Annotated in this window: 18 protein-coding genes; 10 read left to right on the top strand and 8 right to left on the bottom strand. The window is 55.2% G+C overall.

Going from position 1 to position 17833, the window contains the following annotated elements; all coding sequences use genetic code 11:
- Positions 1-274 precede the first annotated feature (274 nt).
- The 4 genes from G477_RS0117615 to G477_RS20795 all read left to right on the top strand — a co-directional run bounded on the left by G477_RS0117615 (position 275) and on the right by G477_RS20795 (position 2254).
- Positions 275-688 (top strand): RDD family protein, encoded by a 414-nt coding sequence (locus G477_RS0117615; protein ID WP_026699032.1) that lies wholly within the window; start codon positions 275-277, stop codon positions 686-688.
- A 90-nt stretch (positions 689-778) separates the two neighbouring features.
- Positions 779-943, top strand: a complete 165-nt coding sequence (locus G477_RS21315; protein ID WP_156897392.1) for a hypothetical protein — start codon at positions 779-781, stop codon at positions 941-943.
- A 23-nt stretch (positions 944-966) separates the two neighbouring features.
- On the top strand, positions 967-1206 hold the full coding sequence (locus tag G477_RS0117625; protein WP_026699033.1) for a hypothetical protein: 240 nt from the start codon (positions 967-969) through the stop codon (positions 1204-1206).
- Positions 1207-1225: 19 nt separating this feature from the next.
- Entirely contained in the window at positions 1226-2254 is a 1029-nt protein-coding gene (locus tag G477_RS20795; RefSeq protein ID WP_051288225.1) for a CdaR family transcriptional regulator, read from the top strand.
- Between the two features lie 175 nt (positions 2255-2429).
- Here the strand turns inward: G477_RS20795 and G477_RS0117635 are convergent, their stop codons facing one another.
- Together G477_RS0117635 and arsC are read right to left on the bottom strand one after the other, a co-directional pair.
- The gene (locus G477_RS0117635) at positions 2430-3761 is read right to left on the bottom strand and encodes an arsenic transporter (RefSeq protein WP_026699034.1); all 1332 of its coding nucleotides are present in this window, start codon (positions 3759-3761) and stop codon (positions 2430-2432) included.
- Positions 3762-4289: 528 nt separating this feature from the next.
- A complete protein-coding gene (gene arsC, locus G477_RS0117640; protein ID WP_026699035.1) occupies positions 4290-4712 on the bottom strand; it encodes an arsenate reductase (thioredoxin) in 423 nt (140 codons plus the stop codon).
- 189 nt (positions 4713-4901) lie between these two features.
- On the opposite strand from arsC, the gene G477_RS20800 reads away from it, so the two are divergent.
- From G477_RS20800 to G477_RS20270, 3 genes are read left to right on the top strand one after another with little or no spacing between them, the layout of a single operon-like run.
- On the top strand, positions 4902-5558 hold the full coding sequence (locus G477_RS20800) for a class I SAM-dependent methyltransferase (RefSeq protein WP_051288227.1): 657 nt from the start codon (positions 4902-4904) through the stop codon (positions 5556-5558).
- Entirely contained in the window at positions 5555-6028 is a 474-nt protein-coding gene (locus tag G477_RS0117650) for a pyridoxamine 5'-phosphate oxidase family protein (protein ID WP_026699036.1), read from the top strand. The genes G477_RS20800 and G477_RS0117650 overlap by 4 nt, the downstream gene beginning before the upstream one ends.
- The gene (locus G477_RS20270) at positions 6025-6576 is read left to right on the top strand and encodes a DUF7010 family protein (RefSeq protein ID WP_035212414.1); all 552 of its coding nucleotides are present in this window, start codon (positions 6025-6027) and stop codon (positions 6574-6576) included. The genes G477_RS0117650 and G477_RS20270 overlap by 4 nt, the downstream gene beginning before the upstream one ends.
- A 37-nt stretch (positions 6577-6613) precedes the next feature.
- Here the strand turns inward: G477_RS20270 and G477_RS0117660 are convergent, their stop codons facing one another.
- Positions 6614-6946 (bottom strand): hypothetical protein, encoded by a 333-nt coding sequence (locus tag G477_RS0117660; RefSeq protein WP_026699037.1) that lies wholly within the window; start codon positions 6944-6946, stop codon positions 6614-6616.
- A gap of 119 nt (positions 6947-7065) precedes the next feature.
- Here G477_RS0117660 and G477_RS0117665 point away from each other — a divergent pair, with 119 nt between their 5' ends.
- The gene (locus tag G477_RS0117665; RefSeq protein ID WP_026699038.1) at positions 7066-7665 is read left to right on the top strand and encodes a class I SAM-dependent methyltransferase; all 600 of its coding nucleotides are present in this window, start codon (positions 7066-7068) and stop codon (positions 7663-7665) included.
- A 6-nt stretch (positions 7666-7671) separates the two neighbouring features.
- On the opposite strand, the gene G477_RS21320 is transcribed toward G477_RS0117665, so the two are convergent.
- The 3 genes from G477_RS21320 to betB all read right to left on the bottom strand — a co-directional run bounded on the left by G477_RS21320 (position 7672) and on the right by betB (position 11559).
- A complete protein-coding gene (locus tag G477_RS21320; protein ID WP_156897393.1) occupies positions 7672-7842 on the bottom strand; it encodes a hypothetical protein in 171 nt (56 codons plus the stop codon).
- A gap of 513 nt (positions 7843-8355) precedes the next feature.
- A complete protein-coding gene (gene betA / locus G477_RS0117675) occupies positions 8356-10038 on the bottom strand; it encodes a choline dehydrogenase (RefSeq protein ID WP_026699039.1) in 1683 nt (560 codons plus the stop codon).
- A gap of 48 nt (positions 10039-10086) precedes the next feature.
- Positions 10087-11559 carry a betaine-aldehyde dehydrogenase gene (betB, locus tag G477_RS0117680; RefSeq protein WP_026699040.1) on the bottom strand — a complete coding sequence of 491 codons (1473 nt, stop codon included), beginning with the start codon at positions 11557-11559 and terminating at the stop codon, positions 10087-10089.
- 321 nt (positions 11560-11880) lie between these two features.
- Here betB and G477_RS0117685 point away from each other — a divergent pair, with 321 nt between their 5' ends.
- Both G477_RS0117685 and G477_RS0117690 read left to right on the top strand, forming a co-directional pair.
- The gene (locus tag G477_RS0117685; RefSeq protein ID WP_026699041.1) at positions 11881-12654 is read left to right on the top strand and encodes a copper amine oxidase N-terminal domain-containing protein; all 774 of its coding nucleotides are present in this window, start codon (positions 11881-11883) and stop codon (positions 12652-12654) included.
- Between the two features lie 106 nt (positions 12655-12760).
- Positions 12761-13429 (top strand): spermidine synthase, encoded by a 669-nt coding sequence (locus tag G477_RS0117690; protein WP_026699042.1) that lies wholly within the window; start codon positions 12761-12763, stop codon positions 13427-13429.
- 1120 nt (positions 13430-14549) lie between these two features.
- Here the strand turns inward: G477_RS0117690 and G477_RS0117695 are convergent.
- Both G477_RS0117695 and G477_RS0117700 read right to left on the bottom strand, forming a co-directional pair.
- A complete protein-coding gene (locus tag G477_RS0117695) occupies positions 14550-15860 on the bottom strand; it encodes an anaerobic C4-dicarboxylate transporter family protein (protein WP_026699043.1) in 1311 nt (436 codons plus the stop codon).
- Positions 15861-16020: 160 nt separating this feature from the next.
- Positions 16021-17535 carry a hypothetical protein gene (locus G477_RS0117700; protein WP_035212417.1) on the bottom strand — a complete coding sequence of 505 codons (1515 nt, stop codon included), beginning with the start codon at positions 17533-17535 and terminating at the stop codon, positions 16021-16023.
- Between the last annotated feature and the right edge of the window lie 298 nt (positions 17536-17833).

Below are 17833 nucleotides of genomic sequence, written 5' to 3' on the forward strand. Positions count from 1 at the left end.
GCTCGGTCACTCGGCACCACTAAGCGGCGCTTCGGCCGAGACCGGCGATGTCTCCTCCAGAAACCTCTAGACCTCCAATCACCCAAGCCCTTCTGATCTACGGCTGCCGGGCAGCCGCCGGAAAGAGGCTATAGGGTCGATGTTGTCATGGATGTGACGCAGAGCAGACCGATCATCCCGGCTTCCCTTGCCCTCAAGCATGGATCACCTTCTAGTTTGTGAAAGAGAGCCGCAGGGTAGAAAACAAGACAACGATTTTTTGGAGGTGACATCTATGGAACAAGCTGCCGGTTTCTGGAGACGAGTCGCCGCGGCTCTTGTGGACGGCATTTTTCTGACCGTACTTATCGTCCTTTTTGCGTTTGCTGTATTTGGAGAATTCGCCGCAGAAGAACGGCTGCTGCAGGCATTTGAAGGAGGGCTGACGCTTGTCTATTTCCTGCTTGTACCGGTGCTGTGGTATGGCTATACGCTCGGGAAGAAGGCGCTCGGGGTCCGCATTGTCAAACAGGATGGAAGCAGGGTGACAATCGGAACCACCCTCCTCCGCTACGTGGTCTCCGGCCTCGTTTATTCTTTAACCGCCGGCATTGCCTTGATTGTTTCGGCTTTCATGATCGGACTGCGAAAAGACAAGCGAGCCATTCATGATTTCATCGCGGGTACGTACGTCAAGATGGAAAAATAGAGAAGAGATGAAACCCACCTCCCCTTGATTGGAAAGGCGGGTTTTACTAGGGAAGAAAACGAGTCTATTATTGCGTGAAGGTGGGAAGCCATGAAGTTATTGTTATTCTTACTGCTCTACGCAGTGATCGCTTTCGTGATGATTCTTCCGATGCGGCTCCTCGTTGATGATGACTTGGTCGCCCGTATACTGTCGTTTTTTATCGCTATTGGCTTGTACTTCTGTATGAGGGCCGTATTCTGGACCAAACGATAACTTTTGACGAAGGAGCTGACGCCATGAAGGCAAATCTACTTAACACCAACCCGGTCGTAGACACGATCCTGCTTCTGACTATTGCGGCTGTTCCTTTAGTGGTGGCTGTGGCTCTTCTCTTTCGGGCGGGTACTATTTTTACTGCTTTGCGCGGGGCGGGCAAGGAGCCGTCTCCGCGGGTGATCCTGCTGGTGCGGGCATTTTCTGTCTTGGTGATCGGCTGGGTGCTGTATCATGTGGTATCATTTTTGGTACAACATTAGAAGGAAGGGGTACCTCTGTATGCTTTCACAGGAAACAGCACGGCAGATTGCTGCACGGACGATGCAGATCCTGCCTTACAATATTAACGTGATGCGGGCGGATGGGAGCATCATTGCTTCCGGTGATCCCGCCCGAATCGGCACAATCCATCCCGCAGCTGCGGCCGTGTGGGAGAAGCAGCGGGCACTGGAGCTGACGAGGACCGAAGCCGCTCAGTGGGAGGGCAGCCGGGAGGGGATCAACCTCCCGGCTTATCTGCGTGGGAAACCAGCTGCCGTGATCGGCATCACCGGGCCGCCGGAGGACGTACGTCCGTATGGGGAGCTGGTCGTGATGACGTCGGAAATGATGATGGAGCAGGCGAAGCTGCTCGAAGAAATGCAGGTAGATCAGCGGATGCGGGAAGAACTCGGTCTTCGGCTTCTTGAAGGAGACAGGCAGAAGGAAACGGCTGCTATGGCGGAGAGGATGAACGTGTCTCTTGATGAACGAAGAGTGGTGCTCAGTCTCCCGGTGAATGAAACCGAAGAAGCAGCCCGGTCGATTCGGCCGATGCTCACAAAAGAGGAGCTTCTCTGCTCGAAAGAAGGGAAGCTCTTTGTCCTGGCGGTATGCCGGGAAGCAGACTGGAGGAAGGAGATACTGCACCGGTTCACCGGCATCCAGGCCGGTGTCGGTACATGCACGGCGAAGGCGGAGGAGCTGCCGGTTTCTGCTCAGCGTGCGGAACAGACGAGCCGTTTGACAAGCACAGAGCCGCAGCTGGTGTTTTTCGAGGAGAACGACCTGGAGGTACTGCTGACGATGATGCAGCAGGAAGCCGGGTGGTCCATGAAGCTTGCACTGTCTGCAGAGTTGATGGAGACCCTTCAAGTCTATGTCCAGGCAGGAGGCAGCAGGGAGGCCGCAGAACAGCTTCATATTCATCGGAATACGCTGCAGTACCGCCTGCGTCAGATCGAGGAGGTAACAGGAAAAGACCCTCGCCGTAAGCGGGACCTCTTATATTTGTATGCGGCGCTGGTGATGCAGGAACGCATGCCTTAGTTGTTTTCTGATGGCAAAACAACGCTGTTCCCCGTCTTAGAAGGAAGCAGCGTTGTTTTTTACATTCTATAGACGAGTGACGACGGCTTCGTATGCTTCCGACCGAAAGGCGCTGCGCGCATTTGATCGCATACACCAGTGGTGGCATTCTACGTATGATTCCTTTGTTCTTGTATCACCCGATGATCAGCAGCCACAGGTAAAGACCGGTGAGTGTGATGAACAAGGTCGGCAGGGTGATGATGATGCCGACTTTGAAGTAGTAGCCCCAGCTGATTTTGACTCCCTTGAGCGAGAGCACATGAAGCCAGAGCAGCGTGGCGAGCGAGCCGATCGGCGTGATTTTCGGACCGAGGTCGGAGCCGATGATGTTGGCGTAGATGAACGCCTGCTCCATCGTTCCGGTCAGGGCCGCGTCATTGATTGCAAGCGCATTGATCATGACGGTCGGCATGTTGTTCATCACGGAAGATAAAAGGGCAGCAATAAAGCCCATCGACATCGTTCCGATAAACAAGCCATTGTCTGCGGAGTACTCGAAAACGCCAGCCAGCGCGTCCGTAAGACCAACATTACGCAGACCGAAGACGACAACATACATACCGATGGAAAAGACGACGATGCCCCATGGCGCCCCTCTCATCACTTCGCCTGTATTTACCGCTGGGCTACGGCTCGCCATGACGAGAAAGAAGCCGGCGATGGTCAGAGCGACAAAAGAGACGGGAAACGTCATGGATTCGTTCGTCACCGGGTTGGTGATGTAGATGAACTCACTGACGAAGTAACCAGTCACGAGGAGAATGAGCACGCCCCAGGAGAGCCGAAACATTTTATGGTCGAGAATGGCCTCGGACGGCTTCTTGAGCATGTCCATGTTGTAGGATTTCGGGATGTCCTTCCGAAAATACCAGTAGAGGACGAGAATGCTTGCTGCGAGAGAAAAGAAGTTCGGCACAATCATCACCGCAGCGTATTCGATGAATCCGATCCCGAAATAGTCAGCAGAGACAATGTTGACGAGGTTACTGACAATAAGCGGGAGCGACGTTGAATCGGCAATGAAGCCGCTGGCCATAATAAATGGCAGAATCATCGCCTCTTTGAAATTCAGCGCCCGGACCATCGCCAGCACGATCGGTGTAAGAATCAATGCAGCCCCGTCGTTGGCAAAAAGCGCTGCGACCACCGACCCGAGCAGGGAGACGAAGACGAACATTTTTACGCCGTTTCCTTTGGCGACGCGCGCCATATGTAAGGCAGCCCACTCAAAAAAGCCGATCTGGTCGAGAATCAACGAGATGATAATGATGCCGATGAACGTGAGGGTCGCATTCCACACGATCCCGGTTACCTCGCCGACATCCGCAAACGTCACGACCCCGGCTGCAAGTGCGATCGATGCTCCGATGGTGGCCGACCAACCAATACCTAGACCTCTTGGCTGACGAATAACTAAAAATAACGTGAATAAAAAGATGGCAGATGCTAAGATAATGGAACCCATGATGACCCCCTGTAGGATGTGTGTACGTAATAGAAGTAGTAAGGAAGCAATGACCTTAGTATATAATTTATTGTTTATATAATCAAGTGTTTATGTAAAAAGAGGTCATACAAGAAAAAGCACCTTCCTGAGCTGAAGGCTGCTTTGAAAAGAGGTTCTACGTCCATTGTTGGGGTACAAGCCCTGGTATCTAAAGATAAGCCCTCAGGTGGAAGTGGGTAGGTTAAAACACGATAAACAGATACAAAGGCGAGCATTTCCGTCAGTGATAGGCGGCGACGCCAGAAGGAGGACAAGCCCCTTGGCAAGCGTCCGCCGAAAACGAAGAAAATCGACTCAGACGTTGTGTCCTAACCCCAACATATATTTTAGAACCTGAAAAGAAACAAAGAGAACCTCCGCTGTATCAGAGCAGGAGGTCTCTCTATCCGTATACAGGAGGAAAGGGGTTCGTTGGATCGCACCCTGATGCCTTGGAAAAAGGGGGAGCTTGTTTTTCAACCCAGCAGCAATGTCGAGCTATTGGTTTTACTCTCCGGTTTCGGCAAAGCGCTGGATGCGGTCGCCGATCTCATCGCGGACCTGTTGAAAGAAGGCCCACTTTTCTTCTTCCGTACCTTCTGCTTTTGCCGGATCGTCGAATCCCCAGTGCTCCCGTCGTTTCTCCGGTGGGGTCATCGGGCATTTATCGGCGGCATCTCCGCAGAGTGTGACCACAAAATCTGCTTGCTGCATCAAGTCGTTATCGATGATATCGGACGTCTGCCCGCTGATATCCACACCAGCTTCCTGCATTGCATCGACCGCTTTTGGATTTAGTCCGTGTGCTTCAATTCCGGCACTGTAGACCTCCCATTTCCCATCGAGGTACTTTTTCGCCCAGCCTTCCGCCATCTGGCTGCGGCAGGAATTTCCTGTACAAAGGAAATAAATCACTGGTTTGTCTGCCATGCTCTCATCCTCCTGAACTGAATTTTTCCGCTTGTAAATAATGAGTTAATTATATAACATCTCATTTATACTTTAAAACAAGCGGGTGCATGCGTCAACCGGATGGGCGTGCTCTTAACAATCTTTACAATGGGCATGTTCCTGTCAGAAAAAAGGCATGGTACAATAACCGCATCAGGAGGTGACGGCATGTCACGGGAAATCTGGGAACAGGCATATCAGGAGAAAACAGACTGGTGGGGGAGGCGTCCGAACCACGTGCTGTCGGATTATCAGTCTCTCGTCCCCGATGGACGTGTGTTTGATGCCGGCATCGGCGAGGGCCGGAACGCCTTGTTTTTTGCCGAACGCGGCTACGCGGTGGAAGGGGTCGATTTGTCGGCGACGGCCGTGGAGCGGTGCGGGCAGCTGGCGATGGCCAATGGCTGGCATGTCAATGCTTCAACAGCCGACCTGCGGGGCTATCCGCTGGAGGAGGGGCAGTACGCGCTGCTCATTTTTTCGAGTATTCTGCCTTTCTTTCACCCGGAAGATATCAGTTGCATTATCGAAAAAGCGAAGAAGGCGCTGCAGCCCGGGGGTCTGCTGTACATAAACGTCTTTGATCGGGACGATCCGAGCCGGGCGAAGGCGGAGGCCGCGTGTACGCACTTGGATGCCCATACGTTCCGCAACGAAGCGACCGGCATGTACCACCATTATTTTTCAGAAGAGGAGCTGGCAAGCCTGCTGGCCCCGCTCTCCACGATTTACTGGAGCAGCAGCCGATTTCTGGATCTGACACACGGAGAACCACATGAACACAGTACGATTGAAGTGCTGTGTCAAAAGGAGATGGATGAATGAAAATCGTGTCAGAAGGAAGCCGTACAGAAAAAGAAACGAAGATACTCATGGAGGACATACTCTCCAGAAAGGTGACTGCTCACCTGGCGACGGTGGAGGACGGACTGCCGAAAGACTCCCCGGTCTGGTTTCTGTGGGACGGAGAGGCCGTCTGGGTCATCGGACACAGCGTCGAGAATACGTTTACACATCGAATCCGCCGGGAGCCGTCGTGTGCGCTCGGCGTGGTTGATTTTAACCCGGAGGATGGCACGTTCCTGCACGTGGGGATCCGGGGGAAAGGGGAACTGCTGCCGCATCGGGAAGACCTCGTGCACCAGCTCTTTGACAAATACATGGGCGAAGAACCTTGGGATGACCGCTTCACTCGTATCCAAGGCGACGCTTCCTGGATGATGATCCGGATTACCCCGGGGACCGTGGTCGTCCGCGATCAATCGTATCAGATGATGGAAGGAGAAAATGGATGAAAGAGATCGAAGAATGGAAAAGGGATGCCTCTATCAGAGGGAAAAACGGGGCGGCGTTCCTCGCTGCCGGAGCCTGTGTATGGCTGCTGATTACGCTGCTGCACCTGCTGCCGGTGTCGATGCAGGTACAGCAGATTGGTTCGCTCTCTCTGACCGGACTCGTTTTCCCGGGGGCAGTGCTGTTCTCAGCGCTTTTAGGCGCTTCGTGGCAGCTGGAAGGCAATCCGCTCTCCAGTCTTGGTACGGTGCTGAATGCGGCTTTGCTTCCTTATCTCCCGCTCGTTTTCTGGGCGTACTCCGCCGCTCCCGGGCAGATGGTGCTGTTTCTCGCTGTTATCACCGCAGCGCACTTTCTTCCGTTCGGATGGATGTACGCGCAGCGCCTGTACTATATGGCAGCACCAGGCATGGTTCTTGTGCTCTTCGTCGTGTCAATTGGTCCGGCGTGGGTGGTTCCTCTATCCATGAGCGTCATGCTCGCTCTCACAGGCGGCATAGGTCTTTATGCAGCCGGTGTGCGATCAGCATCGCTTAACACCGCAGCTTGATGCGAAGGTGGCGGAGCGGTGCCTGGCATCATCAGCCTCAGGAAAGCTCATCCGCCCCTTCCCGCCATTTTTTCCGGTGATAGCCGTACTGGAAAGCGGACATGATCAAAGCGAGTGTAAGCAGAGCAGCAGCCTGGAACCAGCTGAAAATGTCGAGAAAGATAAAGACGAGTATCATCGACAGCGGAATAAGGAACGAGTTCCTTGCGCGGATCATTTTCCGCCTGTGGGTGAGGCGGTGATAATTCCACGTCCAGCCTTGATCTACTTTTGGTTTATGTTCAGCATGGCTGATGCCGGCATAATAAATAAAAAATAATGCCGCGGCCAGCGTCAGCAGCGCGATCGATCCACCTGTAGAAATATACATAGGATACCATCCTTTCCAGTAGTGCCATACCCGCTGTCTTCATAAAGAAAACAGGAGGCAGGCTGTTAGGGGGAGGATCATGTTGTATGATAAGATCCATACTATAGGGGGTATGTAACGTGAGTGAACAGTTCTGGGACGAACGCTTCCAGCAGGAGACCTTCGTCTATGGAGAAGAAGCCAACCGGTTCATACAGGAGAAAGCATCTCTGCTCCGCGGGCACGTCGGCTGCTTTGCCGAAGGAGAGGGAAGGAATGCGGTCTACCTTGCAGAGCAGGGGCATGAAGTGACGGCGATCGACCAGTCCGGGACCGGCTTGGAAAAAACAGCCCGGCTTGCAGAGGCGCGTGGCATAAGGGTCAATACGAAGCAGATGGATCTGACTGCGGAATCACCGGGGACGGACGTATTCGACAGCGCGGTGCTCGTGTTCGGACACGTTCCGAAAGCAACGCAGCACGAGCTGCTGCAGCAGATGGTCCGCAGTGTCCGAGCCGGCGGGGTGATTCTGCTGGAAGTCTATTCGGAAAAACAGCTGGACTACCGCACCGGCGGACCGCCCGTACAGGAGCTGCTCTATGCTCCCGAAGACATTCTGTTCTGGGCAGATGCGCACCACTGCCTGCATTTTTACTACGGAGAAGCGGAGCGTTACGAAGGCGCCGGACATCACGGCCGGTGCCACGTCATTCAGGCCGCGGTCCAGGTGATGACATAGGGAGTTTTATCGATCTCCTCCCGTTCGGAAAAGGAGAAACAACGTCACAAAGGCAACGACAGCGCCGAGAGACATCGACAGCAGCCATCCCCAGTCGGTTTCTCCCGTCCAGAGCGAGCGGAAAAAGAAAACAAGTAGAAAGCCGATGATCACGCCAGCAAGCAGTAGTGGACGCACAGAACCCACCTCCAAGGAAGAATCTTTTTGTAAGGGGAAACAGCAGCGCTTTCGCACGGGAGATCAAAACCGTGCGAAAGCGTTTTTGTTCCAGTATAAGAAAGCATACGTTCTCATACAGAGTGACGGCGGCTTCATGCGCTGCACGGGAAGAAACAAAGAACGTTCTCTTCCCTAAAAAGCTTGCGGCGCTTCCGCACGCCGTTCCGACCAAAAGGCGCTTCGTGCTTTTGTTTATTTTACCACAAAGTATACGGACACATTTCATGTGACGTGGAAGCCAGAGACGTTGGCCTTCTCCGCTTTTGCCTGCAATCCCAACATCTGCCGCGGACGATGGGCCAGCCACCCTTCAGCCCGTCAACCACCGAGCTCCTTCCCGGCACCGGCTGCAATCTGCAGCCGGCGGAAACCAACTCATCGACGCCCGTGCTGCTTTGGTTCCGACCCCGTCTATATAAAAAAACACGCCGGAAGAATATCTCCCGGCGTGTTTCCTGTGTGACTCGTTTTTTATTCGACGGTGCCCGCCTCGGCAGGGTGTACGCCGTGCTGGTAGTAGTCTGCGTCGATTGGTTCAAGCGGTTTTTTGCCTTGAATCAGATCGGCTGCTTTCTCTGCCAGCATCAGTACCGGCGCGTGGATGTTGCCGTTTGTGACATACGGCATCGCAGAAGCGTCTGCTACGCGCAGGTTTTCGATTCCGTGTACTTTCATCGTTTCCGGGTCCACCACGGCCATTGGGTCGGATTTCGGCCCCATTTTCGCCGTGCAGGATGGGTGAAGCGCGGTTTCCGCGTCTTCTCGTACCCAGTCGAGAATCTCTTCTTCTGACTGGACGGAAGGCCCTGGAGAGATTTCGCCGCCGTTGTACTTTTTCATGGCCGGCTGGGACATGATGTGGCGCGTGATGCGGATGGCTTCGATCCACTCCTGGCGATCCTGTTCGGTCGACAGATAGTTGTAGACCATGCTTGGATGCTCTTTTGGATCCTTGGAACGGATTTTCAGAGATCCGCGTGAATCGGAGTACATCGGGCCGATGTGCACTTGGAATCCGTGCTTTGTTTTCGCCTTTTCGCCGTCGTAACGGACAGCAACCGGCAGGAAGTGGAACATCAGGTTCGGATAGTCCACGACGTCATTGGAGCGGACAAATCCGCCGCCTTCAAAATGATTCGTCGCAGCTGGTCCTTTACGCTGGAGCATCCACTGCAGGCCGATGAACGGCATTTTCGCCTTGTTCAGGTTCGGCTGCTCGGATACCGGCTCCGGGCACGTGTGCTGCACGTACACTTCAAGGTGGTCCTGCAGGTTTTCCCCGACGCCGGGCAGGTCAACGATTGGCTCGATGCCGAGAGAACGGAGATGTTCTGCATCCCCAATGCCGTTCAGCTGCAGCATCTGCGGGGTGTTGATCGCCCCGCCTGCGAGCACGACTTCTCCTGCTTCTACTTGATGCTCTTTGCCGTTGCGCTTGTAGGTAAGGCCTTTCGCGCGACGGTCTTCGAAATTGATGCTCTGTACGAACGCACGGGTGCGGACGGTCAGGTTTTCGCGGTCCATGACCGGATGGAGATAGGCACGGGATGCGGACATACGCTGGCCTTTATAGACGTGCTTATCGAAAGGACCGAACCCTTCCTGGCGGAAGCCGTTCACGTCGTCCGTCTTGTTGTATCCTGCTTCTACAGCTGCGTTGAAGAAAGCCTGGAACAGCGGCTTCTGCGCCGGTCCGCGCTCGAGCTTGATCGGGCCGTCGTGGCCGCGCATCTCATCATCTTTCGGAGAAGAGAGCGCGTTCTCGAGTCGCTTGAAGTAAGGAAGGACGTGAGCAAAACTCCAGCTGCTCATGCCTTCATCAGCACCCCAGCGCTCGTAGTCTTTCGGATTGCCGCGCTGATAAATCATGCCGTTGATGGAGCTGGACCCGCCGAGTACTTTTCCGCGGGCATGCTTGATGCGGCGGCCGTTCATATATGGTTCCGGTTCGGATTCATACTTCCAGTCGTACAGGCTTTTGCCTGCCGGAAACGGCAGCGCTGCCGGCATCTGGATAAGCAGGTCCCAGTTATAGTCGCTGCGTCCTGCTTCGAGAATCAAGACACTCTTCTTGCCATCTTCACTCAGGCGGTTACCGAGAACAGATCCTGCACTTCCGCCGCCGACAACTACATAATCGAAAAATTCACTCATCGTAAATGCCTCCTTCTTTCTTCGTATCAATGTAAATGATGATTATTCTTAGAACCAGTTCAGTGGTTCCGGTTTTAAGTTCTGGAATACGTGCTTCGCTTCTGTATATTCTTCCAGTCCAAGACGACCGAGTTCACGGCCGATACCGGACTGCTTATAGCCGCCCCACGGGGCATGCGGGAAGTACAAGTTGAATTCGTTGATCCATACGGTTCCCATGCGCATGCCGGCTGCGCAGCGTTCTGCTTTGACAGCGTCGGTCGTGAAGACGCCGCCGGCGAGGCCGTAGATGGAATCATTGGCCAGCGTGACAGCTTCCTCTTCTGTCTTGAACGTTTCTACCGTAATGATAGGTCCGAACGCTTCCTCCTGCACAATATGCATGTCGGTAGTGCAGTTCGTGAAGATCGTCGGCAGGTAGAAAAATCCGTCCTGCAGCTCCGGATCGTCCGGGCGGCTGCCGCCGACCGCGAGCGTAGCGCCTTCTTTTACGCCGGTTTCCACGTATTTTTCAACTTTGGCGAGATGCTCTGCCGAGATGAGCGGGCCCATCTGCGTACTGTCATCGAAGCCATTGCCAATGTTGAATTTCTTTACCCGCTCCACGAGCGCGTCGACGAGCTTGTCGTGAATGCTCTCTTCGACGATCAGCCGCGTTCCGGCGGAGCAGATCTGGCCGGCATGAAAGAACACGCCGTTCATTGCCTGATCGACAGCCAGTTCAAAGTCGGCATCCGCAAAAATGACGTTCGGGTTCTTTCCGCCGAGCTCCAGTGCCAGCTTTTTCATGTTGCTGCTGGCTGCCTGCATGATTTTCTTACCGGTTGCCAGACCCCCGGTGAAAGAAATCAAGTCGACATCCATGCTGGAAGAAAGCTCCGCACCGACTGTCGCGCCTGCTCCAAGAACGAGGTTGGCTGCTCCGGCAGGAACGCCGGCTTCTTCCATCAGTTCAAACACTTTGATGGTTGTCAGCGGCGTAATTTCACTCGGCTTCATGATCAGCGTGTTGCCTGTCGCAATCGCCGGCGCGAGCTTCCAGGACGCCTGCAGCAGCGGGTAGTTCCACGGGGTTATCTGGCCGCACACACCGATCGGCTCGTAGACGACTTTGCTTGTCGAGTTCGGAATCGGCGAAGCGATCAGCTCGCCGCCGTCTTTGTCTGCAACCTCCGCATAGTAACGGAAGACGCCGGCAATATCGTCCATGTCTCCGCGGCTTTCTTCGACGGTTTTCCCTGTATCGAGGGATTCCAGACGGGCCAGTTCTTCCCGGTCCCGCTCGATCAGTTCTGCAATGCGGCGGACGATTGCTCCGCGCTCTGTTGCCGGCGTGGACGGCCAGTCTCCCTGATCAAATGTATCGCGTGCTGCCTGAATCGCTGCCTTGGTGTCCTCTGCATTACCTTCTGGGACGTTCGCAACGACTTCTTGATTGTACGGGTTGATGATGTCTCGGGTCTCGCCGGACTTCGCGTCTACCCAATTTCCATTAATGTATTGTTTTAGTGTTATGTTGATATCCAATATGATCAACTCCAATCGTTGAAGTGAATTAAATTTGTTAAGAATTTATTTAACGCTTTTAACAATAACATGACTTCATAACCCTGTCAAAAGGATTTAAGCGAAATTTTTCGCTGCATACGCTCTCACCGGCATGGTTCTGCAGTTTCGCGGATATAGAAAAAAATAAAGAGAAAAAAGAGAGAAAATTCCAACGCGAGAAGTGCCTCGTGTATAATGAAATAAGTAGGAAGAAAAGAAGGACCTTGTCGATCTGTTGTACAGACGTAAGATGATAGACAGCAGAAAAATAAACAAACAGCGAGGAGAATACATATGAAAAAGGTACTTGGCTCGATCGGTCTCCTGGCAGCCCTGCTCGCGGCACCGGCGGCTGCGGGTGCATCGAACCTTTCGATAGACCTGAATGGAGAGGCTTTAAACGTGGACGGCCCGGACCCGATTCTGGAAAACGGCGTCACGTTCGTTCCGCTCCGCGGCGTACTCGAGGAGATGGGAGCGGATGTCTCATGGCAGGCAAATCCTTCGCCGGGAACGGTCCACGTCCGCTATGTAGATACTACGATCGAAGCCCCTCTGCAGCAGACGGAGATGATGGTAAACGGGGAACCGATCAGCCTCCAGGCACCGCTGCGGCTGATTCATAACCGGACCATGCTGCCACTGCGTGCCATAGCAGAGAGCATGGGAGCACAGGTGCGCTGGAACCACAGCGGCAGAACCGTAGAGGTTGAACAGGCTTTTCCCGATGACCTGGTCGCAAGTGGGATGTACGAGTGGGTGGAAAACGAGCGGGGAAACAAAGAAGTAGTGGACGCGAAGAGTGGAGAAACGGTGGCGATGTACCGGAATCGAGACCGGATGCTGCTCTATTCCAGCACCCACCGGGACATGCTGGCAGCCGGAGAACTCGCGGTGGAGTATGGTTTTCCTCTGACCCGCGAGGACTTCAGCAGCATGGAACTCATGGAGCAGCGTGACCCGGCAGTGGTCCTGGAAGATACTGTGCAGGTACGCTACTTTACATTTGGCGGCTACGGACACGTCCGCTGGGAAGATGTCGATGGCAGCCCGCTGTCCACTCATTAATATAGAAAAAACGAAACAGACCCGCGCCGGTGCATGTGCGGGTTTTCTTTTCCGGATAGAAGTCTGATAATTCTGATATAATAAAAAGGCAATGGGAGGGAAGTTTATGTTACGGGACATAGAGCCACTGGACATTGTTGAAAAAGTGCATACATCCCGCGGAGAGCTGCAGCTGCAGCGGCGGGGAAGCGACTATGAAGTGATCAGCAGTGGCACCTTTTTAATGGCCACGTATAACGGTACATCTGAGCGGCGGATGGTAACCCGGTCGCTGCAGGAGAGCAGGGGAAGGACTATTCTGATCGGCGGCCTCGGCACCGGCTTTTCCCTGGCGGAAGCGCTGCGCCATCCCAGGGTGCAGGAAGCCGTCGTCGTCGAAATTGAAGAGGCCGTTATCCGCTGGAACGAGACGCACCTGGCCGGTGGGAACGGCTATGCCGTGCATCACCCGAAGACACGGATGATACACGCAGACATCGTACCGTGGCTTCATGACTCGCAGGAAACTTTTGATGCGATCTGCCTCGATATCGACAATGGACCCGATTGGACAGTGACAGCAGAGAACGCGGACCTCTATGAACGTGGTTCCCTGCAGCAGCTGCGCCGGCGTCTGAATCCGGGAGGCGTAGTCAGCTTCTGGAGTGCGGGGGCGTCTCCGGCCTTTGTCTCGAGGCTGCAGCGTGTGTTTCCGCAAGTGGAGGTGGAGGAGGTGCCTGTCCCGAAAGGGGAACCTGACGTCATTTTCTATGCATGGAAAGAGGCGCGGCCGTGAGCAGCAGCGAGCACGGCTCCATCCGGGCAGGCGGACGTTTGTCCAAAAAGCAGGAGCCCCGAGCTCCTGTTTGAACGAGCGGTCGACGAGACGACGAGAGCTTTCTGAATAAGCGGAGCAGGCATTCGCTTATATAGAAGACATTCCTGCTTGCCGTGCGGAGAAAAGAAGCGTCAGGTTGTGCTGAAACGTTCGCCTTTCTATCCAGAAACGCCCCACCATTCCAATAAACAGAGGCGCAGCATCTCTCGCGGATGCTGCGCCTCTGTTCGTTCGGTGATCAGGCGGTGGGTGGCGTTTCACTCTGCTGTGGCCATTGCAGCTGTCTAGTACATGGAGACAGCGGAGCGTTTTTTTTTTGATGTTTGTGAATTGTTGAACGTGTGAGGGGGGTCCTCCTGCGGGCTGCTCGAGGGAGCCGCAAAGCCGAAGGGATTGGGTGATTGGCGGTCTTAGGGTTTCTGATGCAGACATCCACCTTGGCCGAAGCGCCGTTGCGTGGCCCCGAGTGACCGAGCTCGGCCCCTGAACGTCCGCTGCGTCGCTCTGAGTGACCGCTTAGCGCCGGTACGACCGCTTTTCCGCTTCCAGCGACTGCCCGCTGCCGCCTTACGACCGTCCACCGCCTCCGAACGTCCGAGCCGAGGCCGCGAGTGACTGCTCCGCGCCAGATCCACAACTAGAGCGGAACATAATACCCATGTTTCCGCGGCTGCCCCGGCAGCCGTAGACCAGAAGGGCTTTGGTAAATAGAATTTTTGAGGATTCTCGTGGAGACGTTGGCAGGGCGGGCTGAACCGCCATTTCCTGTGCCCTTGCGTCCGCTGGGCTCCGCTGAACGTCCGCTGCGTCGCTTTGAGTGACCGCCCAGCGCCGCTGTGACCGCTTTTCCTCCTCAAGCGACTGCCCGCTGTCGCCCAGCGACCGTCCACCGCCTCCGAACGTCCGAGCCGAGGCCACGAGTGACTGCTCCGCTCCAGATCCACGACTAGAGCGGAACATGATACCTTCGTTTCCGCGGCTGCCCCGGCTAGCCGTAGACCAGAAGGGCTTTGGGTGACTGGCGGTCTATTAACTTCTGATGGAAACGTCGCCGATCTTGGCAGAAGCGCCGTCTCTACTATAGAAAGAGGACGAACGCAAAGCCGAGCGCCACTGCTCCGGTGATCGCGATGAGCCCCGGCACCATGAAGCTGTGGTTGAAGACGTAGCTTCCGATGCGGGTGGTGCCGGTTCGGTCAAAGTTCACGGCAGCGAGAATCGGGCCGTAGTTCGGGAAGAAGAAATACCCGTTCACCGCCGGGAACATCGCAATCAGGAAGAGCGGATTGATGCCGATGCCGATGGCAAGCGGCATGAGGGCACTGACGGTTGCAGCCTGACTGTTCAGGAAGATCGACATCACGAACAGCGCGAGGGCGAAAATCCACGGAGCCGTCTCCACCATGCCTTCGACGGCCGGTTCAATCGTGTCCATGTTTGCCTGGAAGAACGTATCGCCCATCCAGGCAATACCAAAGATCGCCACGACCGCGACGATACCAGCGCGGAAGACGCTTCCTTCCACGAGTTCGTTCACATTGACACGGCTGAGCAGAATAATGATGGCGGCGACGGTCAGCATAATGATCTGGATGGTATGCGGCATCGACAGTGCTTCCATTTCGCCGTCCGCTTCAAAGGCTGGGCGCAGCTCCGGAATGCTTCCGAGCAGGACGATAACGAGAGCCGCGGAGAGGAAGAGCCAGACGGAAAACTTGGATGTGGCCGTCACTTTGATGTCGTCCTGCGCGGAGGCAGCAGGACGAAGGCCGTTCTCCACCCGACGGAGGTACTCAGGATCCTTCTCGAGCTCCGGTCCTCGTCGACTGATTGCAAGTGCAGAGATCATCACAGCCAGGAACGTGGCTGGAATCGTCACCGCGAGAATCTGGAACAAGGTGATATCGAACGGTGCAAGCAGGGCAAGCAGTGCCACGGTTGCCGCCGAAATCGGGCTGGCAGTAATGGCTTGTTGAGAAGCGATGACGGCAATCGACATCGGCCGCTCCGGACGGACTTTGGATTCCTGGGCTACTTCCGAAATGACCGGCAGCAGCGTATAGGCAACGTGGCCCGTACCGGCGAAAAAGGTGAAGAAGTAGGTAACGGCGGGCGCCATGAACGTAATCCGCTGCGGATTCTTCCTGAGCATTTTTTCCGCTATGCCGATCAGATAATTCATGCCGCCGGACGCCTGCATCGCACCGGCAGCAGTAATCACGGCAACGATCATGAGCATGACGTCAATCGGCGGAGAAGTAGGCTCGAGGCCGAATCCGAACGTGAGCAGTGCGAGGCCGACCCCGCCCATGACGCCGAGGCCGATGCCGCCGATGCGGGCGCCGACGAGGATCGCCAGCAGTACAATAGCAAATTGAATCCAGAACATGTGTTGTTCCTCCTTCGTAGTAAAAAATGAAGCCGGTATGGCTCAGGATAAATCCTCTTCTCCCAATCGATGCTTTTCTCTATGTTCAACATTGAGCAAGTCGTGGGAAAGAAACGTCGTCTTCCCGTCCTCCTGAAGGAAGGAGGGAAGACGACGGGCATTACATGAATAGGGATGCCGTAATTCCGGCGATGCCGATAAAGGTCAGGATATAGACCGGCTTACTCGGCATGGCGCCATCGTTTTCCATCGCTCGCCCGAACATGAAGAAGACGAGCGGGTGCACGAGGAACGGCATCGAGAAGACGAATGGAATCAGCAGGGCTGCACTTTCGCCGAACATGCCTTCTTGAATGGCGGCGAACAGGCCGAAGTGCGAGATGGCGGATGCCTGAGCCATCGCGGCGCTGTCCATGGCGAGCGGCCCGAGGTGGAGAAAGGCGAGTCCGCCGAAGACCGCGCAGATCTGCCAGCCGAAGGAAAACTGCATAAGGGCAGTGATTTCCCGCCGGTCTTCGCCCCCGGCCTGCCGGAGTTTAGACAGGGACAGAATCGTCAGGCCGATGCCGACCGCGACGAGCAGCAGGGCCGGCAGCAGCCAGAGGCTCTCCTGTTCCGCGCTGACAGCGAGAATCGAGAAGACGAAAATGTGCCCGAAGAACGGGATGTTGATCATGATCGGTGCACGGGAAGCGGCTTTGCTTCCGAAGTCCCCCGCGGTGCAGGCCCCGGTCAGTCCGGAGTGCGACAGGGCGCCTGCCATGCCTGGTGCCAGGTTGCGGGTATGGACGGTTCGTGCAAAGAACATGAGCAGGGCGATCCCGCCGAACATCCAGACGAGCTGGCCGAAGAAGCCGTAGAGCAGCACGGCGTTCACGCCGGGAATGTCAAAGGCTTCGCTGATGCGGGAGCCCCCGACGAGGAAATTGGCAGCGAGCACGATCGGAATGCCGGCAAACAGGAGCGAACGAAGCGTCGGTCCGAACGTCCAGCGGTAAAAGACGGCGCCAATCGCGGCGGCTGTCATCATGGCGAAGAAAATCTGCGGCAGCGCAATGACCGGGTTGATCAGCTGGGCAAACGTGTAGGCTGCGATCAATACGACGAGCATGACGACCAGTTCGATCAGTCCTTTTCGCAGGTACAGCGGCTTGTTGGTGATCTGTGCTTTGTTGTCGATCAAAATCACGGCGCCGATCAGGCCGATATAGGCAATGACTGGATAATAGGAGGCCAGTTCCCCAGAGGCCGTGCCGAGCAGGGTGTGCATCAGCCCGTACATGCCGAGCAGAATGAACAGGGAGCGCACGATGAAAAACAGCTGCGTCCGCGTTGTGCCGAGAATGATCTCGTCATCGGCCGGGGTGACCATGTCCTCGGTATCCATCGACTTCCGGCCGAGGATTTTGCGTAGCTCCTGGCCGCCAACGAAAAAAGAAGCGGTCAGCGCGATCATCGTCGTCTGCGCCATCAGGCCGACGAGCGGGAACGCGTCGAGTCCGGGATCGGCGGTGCCGGTGTAGTCGAGCACGAAACCGAGGCCGAGGCCGAATAAGACCACGATCAAAATCGGAGAATACCTCGTACCGGCAACGACCGTTCTGGAAATGAGCACGATCGGAATAAGGAAGAAAACAATCAGCCAGAACTGATTCAAAAAATCAAGGTTGGACATACTGCAGGTTCCTCTCTGTATAAGTAAAATAAAGACACTGTTTATCTATCGTACTCGATGCGCTTCAGCGCCGCAATCACGCTAACCGCTTACATCAGAAAACAGTGCGAAAATATTGTGACAGGAGAGACAGGTTGATTGGATCAGGCTTGCTGCAGTGATTATTGGAGGAAGGTCATTGGCTGAGAGGAAGGTGGAGCGAGGGCAGGTTGATCCCGCCAGCTCCGTTCCAAGGCGATGCACCTGAGCCCTTCTGGTTTACGGCTGCCGGGGCAGCCGCGGGAACGAAGGAATCATG

The organism is Alkalicoccus chagannorensis DSM 18086 (assembly GCF_000429725.1).
GTDB classification, from domain to species: Bacteria; Bacillota; Bacilli; order Bacillales; family Salisediminibacteriaceae; genus Alkalicoccus; species Alkalicoccus chagannorensis.